The sequence below is a fragment of the Ruegeria sp. BHSB058 genome, from assembly GCF_059613285.1.
In genome coordinates this window covers 1-7,673 of sequence record NZ_JBXWSF010000123.1, presented here as the reverse complement: position 1 = coordinate 7,673, position 7,673 = coordinate 1, and the positions used below count along the sequence as shown (strand labels likewise).

Annotated in this window: 7 protein-coding genes and 1 riboswitch; of the genes, 1 reads left to right on the top strand and 6 read right to left on the bottom strand. The window is 56.7% G+C overall.

Going from position 1 to position 7,673, the window contains the following annotated elements:
- Positions 1-150: 150 nt before the first annotated feature.
- A complete protein-coding gene (gene pdxR / locus AC2FNB_RS19870) occupies positions 151-1,656 on the bottom strand; it encodes a MocR-like pyridoxine biosynthesis transcription factor PdxR (RefSeq protein WP_496748524.1) in 1,506 nt (501 codons plus the stop codon).
- A 629-nt stretch (positions 1,657-2,285) separates the two neighbouring features.
- Here pdxR and AC2FNB_RS19865 point away from each other — a divergent pair.
- A complete protein-coding gene (locus AC2FNB_RS19865; protein ID WP_496748523.1) occupies positions 2,286-2,462 on the top strand; it encodes a transposase domain-containing protein in 177 nt (58 codons plus the stop codon).
- Positions 2,463-2,619: 157 nt separating this feature from the next.
- Here the strand turns inward: AC2FNB_RS19865 and AC2FNB_RS19860 are convergent, their stop codons facing one another.
- The 5 genes from AC2FNB_RS19860 to AC2FNB_RS19840 form a co-directional block, all read right to left on the bottom strand.
- On the bottom strand, positions 2,620-3,303 hold the full coding sequence (locus AC2FNB_RS19860) for a hypothetical protein (RefSeq protein WP_496748522.1): 684 nt from the start codon (positions 3,301-3,303) through the stop codon (positions 2,620-2,622).
- 298 nt (positions 3,304-3,601) lie between these two features.
- Positions 3,602-4,294 (bottom strand): thiamine ABC transporter ATP-binding protein, encoded by a 693-nt coding sequence (locus AC2FNB_RS19855; RefSeq protein ID WP_480751927.1) that lies wholly within the window; start codon positions 4,292-4,294, stop codon positions 3,602-3,604.
- On the bottom strand, positions 4,281-5,828 hold the full coding sequence (locus AC2FNB_RS19850; protein WP_496748521.1) for an ABC transporter permease family protein: 1,548 nt from the start codon (positions 5,826-5,828) through the stop codon (positions 4,281-4,283). The genes AC2FNB_RS19855 and AC2FNB_RS19850 overlap by 14 nt, the downstream gene beginning before the upstream one ends.
- On the bottom strand, positions 5,804-6,784 hold the full coding sequence (gene thiB / locus AC2FNB_RS19845; RefSeq protein ID WP_496748520.1) for a thiamine ABC transporter substrate binding subunit: 981 nt from the start codon (positions 6,782-6,784) through the stop codon (positions 5,804-5,806). Before thiB ends, AC2FNB_RS19850 begins: the two co-directional genes overlap by 25 nt.
- 32 nt (positions 6,785-6,816) lie before the next feature.
- Positions 6,817-6,922: riboswitch (TPP riboswitch) on the bottom strand.
- Between the two features lie 189 nt (positions 6,923-7,111).
- Positions 7,112-7,673: ABC transporter permease (locus AC2FNB_RS19840; protein ID WP_496748519.1), on the bottom strand; the 562-nt coding region annotated here is incomplete at its 5' end.

Sequence of the window (7,673 nt, the reverse complement as noted above, 5' to 3'; positions counted from 1 at the left end):
GGCATCAAGGACAGCGGAAACGGCGTAAAAGAAGGCGTCATCGAAGCCATGAAGTTCTTCACAAACGTCAAAACATACTCCCTGCCATGGCCAACATGATAAACTGGGAGGAGGGCGAAAAGGCCCCGGCAACGGGGCCTTTCCAGATGTTCATGTGAGCTGAACACCACGTTTCAGGCAAACAACAGCTTGCATGGTCTTTTCGACAATCTGTTGTTCCGGTGCGCAGGCAAACCCCAGCAGAAGGCCGGGGGCAACAGGTGCCTGATCCCTGAAGATCGAGACCGGCAGGCAATCGATGCCGGCATCCCAAAGGCGCTTTGCCATTTCACGATCGGATATCGTGGTATCGTTGAACCTTGCAAAAAGATGGATACCCGCCTTGCAAGGTGCTGGTTCCAGAATATCTGCTGCGTGATCCGTCAAGGTTGTGACAAGAAGATCGCGACGCAGGCGGTATGCTTGTTTCATCTTTCGGATATGAGCATTGTAACTCCCATCCTGCATGAAAAGAGCCATCGCCTTTTGTTGGAGGAGCGATACGTTCTGACTTAGCAATGTTCCAGCGGTGGCAAAGGCGCCGCTAAATCCGGGCGGGCAAATCAGATAGCCAAGCCGAATGGCAGGAAACATTGTTTTCGAAAAGCTGCCGACATAGAGAATTCCCGCGTTCGGGTCGAGTGCCTTGAGGGCGGGTTGGGGGCGCTCTTCATAGTGGAATTCGCTGTCATAGTCGTCTTCGACAATCCACGCTTTCTGATCGCGCGCCAGTTCCAGCAACTCCATTCTGCGAGGGAGGCTCATCGTCATGCCAAGCGGGTGTTGGTGCGACGGCGTGACAAAAATCAGGTTGCAGGGGTCATGATTGGCGACGGCATAGGCGATTGAAAAACCTTCGCTATCAAGCGGTACGGATCGAACGTTCAACCCCTGAAGCCGCGCGGTATCCCGAAATGCAATGTGGCCCGGATCTTCCATCCATATGGTGTTGCCGCGCGTCAGAAGGGTCATGAGAACAATTGAAAACGCTTGTTGAGCACCGGCTGTCACGACGATCTGGTCCGCGTCGCATTCGATACCTCTGCTGTCCCTGACATGGCCGGCAATCGCACGTTTCAACTCTTCAAGCCCACCTGGGGGGCCGTATCCAAGCAAAGCTGAATCCTGATTGCGGGTTGCGCGAGATTGCGCCTCGGCCCAGGCACGGCGCGGAAAAAGATCCAGGGCCGGAATACCCGGTCTGAACGCCGAGACCTGGTCAAGTCGGGTTGTCGAGCGCGACCCGAGGATCTGCTCTATATGGGGTGATACAGGGCCGAGGTTGAGCGAGGGATGCGATCGCCGCGAGGGAGAGACTTCGATCGGCAGATCGCCGGGTGACAAGTTTGCCACGTAAGTGCCCGAGCCTGTGTGTGATTCCAGAAAACCCTCGGTGACAAGCTGTTCAAATGCGTTTTTGATCGTAAGACGTGATACACCAAGATCCTGTGCCAATTGGCGGGTTGAAGGTAAGCGCGTTGCCTGGGGCAGGGAGCCATTCAGGATCGCTTTGCGTATCTTGTTCTCAAGTTGTCGGGTCAGAGGTGTTTTGGTTCGCCTGTCCAGGTGCAGCATCGACAAGAAGGCGCCGCCGGTTTTCTTCATCTTGCCCGTCATCGTGACGGCACTCCTCAACTGGATATACCTCTAATTGTCTTCTGGGAAGTTTCACATATCCATTTTGACGACACAATGGCGGGCGATCATGATCCGGTGCGAGATCCTGACATCGGTTGACGGTCGACCCGTACAGGTTTGGCCGGATTGCCCGGTTCTCCGTGAAGGGCACAGGTTGCTGTCCAAGGTAGCGCCCCCCTGCGCGTGGAGAATGTTGTAACCAAGTAGAAATGTCGCTGGTTCTGCAAAATCGACATGTCCCAACTGGGCGCTGAGGTGAGCAAAGCCCGACAGGGCGGAGACCTCAGACATCGCAGCTCTGGCTGGCTTTGCGGGCTTCCTTGGCGCAGCGTTTCTTCGGCGGGGTGTTGTCCTGCTCGGCCTTGATGTGTTCCAGCACCGCGCTCATCCTCCCTGCAGGAAACACGGGCAGGCGGTTCAATTCGGGCTAAATGCTATCAAAGGAGCGGCATCAAACCGCAACACGTCCAGAGCCCGACTTTGCACCTTTGGTTGTGACCTCTGATCCTGTTCCCGGTATCTCGTCGTCGGCGGCAACGTTGGATTTTCGCCAAATCACTCATCGGTGAGACCCAGAGCTACATGCCAAATACCGGGAAGGCCCGACCGTGTTCCTTGGCGACGGTCGCGTGGAACTGGAGCCAAACAGCGTCGATCCCCATGCCGCGTGGCTTGCCAAAACCCTGACCGCCATCGCAATCGGGCACAAGCAATCCGATTTCAACGCCCTGCTGCCCTGGACTTTCACCCTGCAAGTGCGATCGGCGCACCGCTTATTTTTTTGATGACGAAAAGCGAGAACTTTCGTCAGACAATGTCAGTGTCCGAATTTCGTAGGGGCAGCTCACGACGCCACCGTCGCAGCGATGGCGCTTGTGCTACTAAAGATGTGACAGTTCGACTGTGCTTGGCACATGTTAACCAAGTACAGGTGTCGCAGACTCAATCGATTGCGAAGCAGTACAGCAAACCTGCACCTCCGGTCTTGGGAAGATCCGCCTCACCACATCCTACTGAGGCATGCGAGGAATTCCACGACACCATATTCCGGGAGTCGTTCAGCCCGGCCCGGTCATGGTGACCGACTATTGCAGAACCCTCGCCGTTGCTTGTCCAGTTGCCGCAGGTCGTATCCCCGCCAGCTGTCGAGAAATGTCCGTTCGAGTCTGTTCCTGTAAGGATGTCATGTTCGTTCGGCTTGCTGCCTCGTCCATTGATAGGATTGCCGTTTTCGTCCAGCCCGGTTTCAAGGTTGATATTCGCGTTGGCACTGTGCAGATCGTCCACATCTTTCGCGATCATCTCACCTTTGGCATTGTACCACGGGCCTGATCCGATCCGGTCTCTTGCGCTGATGCCGTTGGTTACTTTGGGGCTTCCGCTGCTGCGGTCAATCACCATGCTTGCGCTCAGATATGCGGCCCATGTTCGCGAAGATCCGGCAGCTTCGGCAAGTTTCGTGCAATGCGCATCAGCACCTTCCAATCCGCCGAAATTCGCACCGTCACCAGCCCCGTCACTTGTAATGAAAAATGACATCTCCTGGGCGTTGCCAGTGGTAGCACTCCCAAGGGTAGAAAGTGCTATTGTTGCGCCTAAGATCGTGCCGGTTGCTATTTTGAACATATTATCCTCCCATTATTAAATTCTTGTCAGAACGTTAAGCAGTGACCGCCAATACGTCTAGTCTGAGGCGGTCACGTGATAGAGAGCTGGCGCCAAAACCAGGACTGTTTTTTGACCCGGACCGAATTCAGATTTCGACAACACTATCGATATCAGCTGTATTTCGAGGTTATTGTGCAAACTTCATTCGCGATATCATCAGCCTTTGGTCGTACAACTTCATACTCAGGTTGGGTTTCGATCGCGAACGGAACGATCCGTGGCTGCGATCGCTGATGGTCGCCCATTCGGAGCACCCCTAGCCCAGGTAGTCGCGCAGGCCCGGAGGGGGAGTTTCAAAAAGTTGCGTTGTCACTGCCGGAGGATGCACGAGCCCATCCGTGACCAGGATCGTCTGATTTGCAATACGACGCGCATCTTGGGGATCATGGCTGATCATCAACAAGGTTGTATTGGTCTCGTTAACCAGATTGGAAACAAGATCCAGCATTTCCGCTTTCAGTGCGGGACCAAGGGCGGCGAACGGTTCGTCCAGCAAAAGCAACTGTCGCCGCTGCACAAGCACGCGAGCCAAGGCGACGCGGCTTTGTTGCCCGCCGGACAGCTGGGAAGGCTTACGATCACCCATCCCGGACAACCCAACTCGCATCAGGGCATCCTGTACCTGTACCTCTTCGGCCTTTGAAAGGCGACCTTTCGGGCGGATCCCCAGGGCTATGTTCCGCTCGGCACTTAGATGAGGGAAGAGATTGCCGTCCTGAAACAACATTGCCAATGGGCGTTTTCCCGGCGGGATATGGGTCATGTCTCGACCCTGCCACGATATCTGCCCTTCTTTCAGATCGCGGAACCCGGCGATGGTTTCCAGAAGGGTGGTTTTTCCTTCCCCCGAAGGGCCAATTATCGCGACACTCGCTCCGGCCTCGATCTGGAGATTGGCGCGCAAAACGAAATTGCCGTTCCCAAGAACGCAGTTCTCAAGCTTCAGCATGCCACCGCCCTCCGCGATCCAAAGCCCAGAATGCTCCCATCGATAGGATCAGCAATATCAATGCGCCGCCCGCTGCGGCCTGCATTTGATAAGCGCCCATCAAGCGGTAAATCTGAAGGGGCAGGGTGGCAACCTGTGCGTCGGCAAAAAGCGCGATCACTCCGAGATCGCCCATGGAAAGCGCGGCAGCGAGACCTGCGGCAAACCCGATCTGCGGGCGCATACGGGGAAGCATGACGCGCTTAAAGAAAACCCATCCGCCCATATCCAGCGAGAGTGCCAAGCGCCCGTATCGTGAAGATACATCTCGTGCGGCGGGCACAAGAATTCGCAAAGCAAACGGCAATGCCATGACCGCATTCACCAACGCAGTGACCGGCAATGCCAACGTCGTTGGATTTGCCATCGGCCGGATCATGATGAACAATCCGGTGCCGATCACCAACGGCGACGCGGCAAGCCCGAGGATGCCTCCGAGTTCAACCAACCCAAAGCGCCTGTTGGCAACTGCGGCAGCCATTGGCAGGGCCAGAAGCAAAAGGAAAACCGTACTGGCGGCGGCGACAAGAACCGAAATCAGTGCCGCGCGAATGATCGGTATGGGCAACTCTGCAAGCCCCGTTATTCCTGATATCACAACCGAGGCAAGCGGCAGAAACAAAAAAGTCGCACCTGACACGATCCAAAGCGTATCGATAATCGTTCCGTCACCGTCCCAACGTCGAATGGCCCTGTCGAGCCCTGAACCGAACCCTTCCCGGCGTGAAAGCCTTAGGGCGGTCAGTGCGGCGGCGGCGGTCAACAGCAACTGCAAGGCAGACAAAAGTGCCGCCCGCCCCAGATCAAAGTCATAGGTAAATGCCTGATAGATAGCGAGTTCGACCGTTGTCGCGCGCGGCCCGCCCCCCAAGGTCAGGGCGACCGCGAAGCTGCTCAGGCAAATGGCAAAAATGACGGCCATCGTTCCGGGAAGAACACGGGTCAGCATCGGTATCTCGATCAACCGGAAAATGGCTCGACCGTCACAGCCCAGTTGCGCAGCCAGGCGAAAGCGTTCCGCGGGGATTTCCTGCCAGCCCTGAAGAACAAGACGGGTTGCCAGGGGAAGGTTGAAAAACACATGGGCCAAGACCACCCCGTGCAATCCATAAATCTGAATGGGTGGTAGCCCGAACACGCTCAGAAAATCCGAAATCCAACCGGCACGTCCAAAGACTTGCAACAGCCCGAGAATCGCAACGATGACGGGCAAAATGAATGGCGCTCCCAGCAACGCGATAAGCGCACGCCGACCCCGAAAACGCCGTCGTGCCAGCGCGCGGGCGACCGGAATGGCCAGCCCGGTGCTGATCAATGCCGATAGAGTGGCTTGTGTCAGGGTAAACCGCAAGGCAGCCCAGTCCGCCGGGCCGAATCCACGCCCGGCTTCGGCACGCAGGGCTACTGCGCTGAGTGTCCCCAGTATCAGCGCGGCCACAAGTGCAGCCGCGCAGAACCCCGGATAGGGGCTTACTGGCTGAGTGCGCCCAGCCATTCGGCCAGAGCCTCGTCTCGCACGGGTTCAGCTTCGTCAGGCTGGAAAAAAAGAGCCTTTGCGGGTGTGTGCAGGGTTTCGAACCCTTTGGGCAACCCAGCTGACGGGATTACGGCGGGATACATCCAGTTCGTTGTTGGAATGATCTGCTGGAACGCGTCAGAAACCATGAAGGTCAGAAATTCGTCGGCCAGTTCCGGCTGGTCGGTATGTGCCAGTTTTGCGGCCACCTCAATCTGCATGTAATGTCCTTCGTCGAACATTGCGGCGGATTTGGACGCGTCTTCCTCGGCAATCAAGTGATAGGCGGGCGAGGTGGTGTAGCTCAGCACCATGTCGGATTCACCTTCGAGAAACAGACCATAAGCCTCGGACCAGCCCTTTGTGACGGTCACGATATTGTCGGACAGATCTGCCCAGAGAGCCGGTGCGTCGGCCCCATAGGCCGCCTTGACCCACAATAGCAGGCCCAGGCCCGGTGTGGACGAACGCGGATCCTGAATGATGATCTTGGTGTCGCTGTCCGCCAGCTCGCGGAAGTTGGCGGGAGCCGGCACGTCGGCGTTGTGAACAAAGGCAAAATAACCCCAATCATAGGGGACAAATTCTGAATCGCTCCAGTCGACGGGCAGCGCAAAGTTGGCGCTCACCGAATGGGATGCGAACAGCCCGGTTTCCCTCGCTGCTGAAATCAGGTTTGTGTCGAGCCCCAACACAACGTCTGCGTCCGAGTTCTCGCCTTCCAGCCGCACACGCGACAAAAGGGCTGCGCCGTCTTCGAGGCCGACAAGATTCAGGTCACAGTCACACACTGCCTCGAACGCCTCTTCGATCTGAGGGCCGGGGCCCCAGTCGGATACGAAGCTGTCATAGGTGTAAACGGTCAACTGGGGTTTGTCGGCGGCAAAGGCCGACGTTGCACTCAGTATTCCCGCAGCAATAATCAGATGTCTCATATCATCCTCCATTGCGGCGTCAGGACAAGGATGGATGAATCCGCTACCTTTCCCTCCGCCGGTTCTAGCCGGTTCAGGTTCAACGGGTTCGCCGGATGGCATCTCAGCGCGATGTGACGCGCACCCCGAGGTAGTGCCGTGACTAGGGCAAGTTCGAACCGAACTCAACAGAAATCCGCGAGCGTTGTCCGCGCCGAACAGGGATTGCTGGGCCTTGAGCCAGGTTCTTCGAACGTAGCGTGGCGCCAGATTCACAAGAGAGCAATCAGAACAGTACGGCAGGTGGTCAGAAGAACACGACGTGGCCTTGCTTGTCGCCGCGCCCCTCTAGCTGCCATGCGCAACGGAACGCCGAAAGAGTAAAAGGCTTGTGGTCAAAAGCATGGCCCCCAGCAATGTCATCCAGAAGAACTCAGGCCAGACGGTTTCGATCCCGGCTCCCTTGAAGACGATTGCCTGGCTGGCTGACATGTAGTGGCGAGACGGAAGGAGCAGAGTTGCAACCTGCAACCATTCGGGCTGCCCTTCGATCGGGGTTTCGCCGCCTGACAGCATCAGCATCGGCAAGATCGTCAGCATCACCAAAAGCGCAAACTGCGCCATGGATCGCGCGAGCGTTGCCAGAAATACCCCCAAAGCTGTAGCGGTGAAGAGAAACAACGCGGTGCCGAGAAGAAAAAGAACCTTCGACCCCGCGATGACCACTCCCAATGATCCTTGCAGAACAAATGTCATCGACAGCGCCGTCGCAACAAGAACCACTGCGGCGTTTGCCCATATCTTGGCGGCAGCGATATCGAACGGTGTTACCGGCATGGCAAGCAAATGCTCGATCGTTCCATGCTCGCGCTCACGGATCATCGCTGCTCCTGTCAGGATCGTGGTCAGC

Excerpts from the sequence above, each read along its gene's own strand:
- AC2FNB_RS19855 (WP_480751927.1), bottom strand. The coding sequence starts at position 4,294 with ATGCTGAAGCTTGAGAACTGCGTTCTTGGGAACGGCAATTTCGTTTTG.
- AC2FNB_RS19860 (WP_496748522.1), bottom strand. The coding sequence starts at position 3,303 with ATGTTCAAAATAGCAACCGGCACGATCTTAGGCGCAACAATAGCACTT.
- AC2FNB_RS19850 (WP_496748521.1), bottom strand. The coding sequence starts at position 5,828 with ATGGCTGGGCGCACTCAGCCAGTAAGCCCCTATCCGGGGTTCTGCGCG.
- pdxR (WP_496748524.1), bottom strand. The coding sequence starts at position 1,656 with ATGACGGGCAAGATGAAGAAAACCGGCGGCGCCTTCTTGTCGATGCTG.
- thiB (WP_496748520.1), bottom strand. The coding sequence starts at position 6,784 with ATGAGACATCTGATTATTGCTGCGGGAATACTGAGTGCAACGTCGGCC.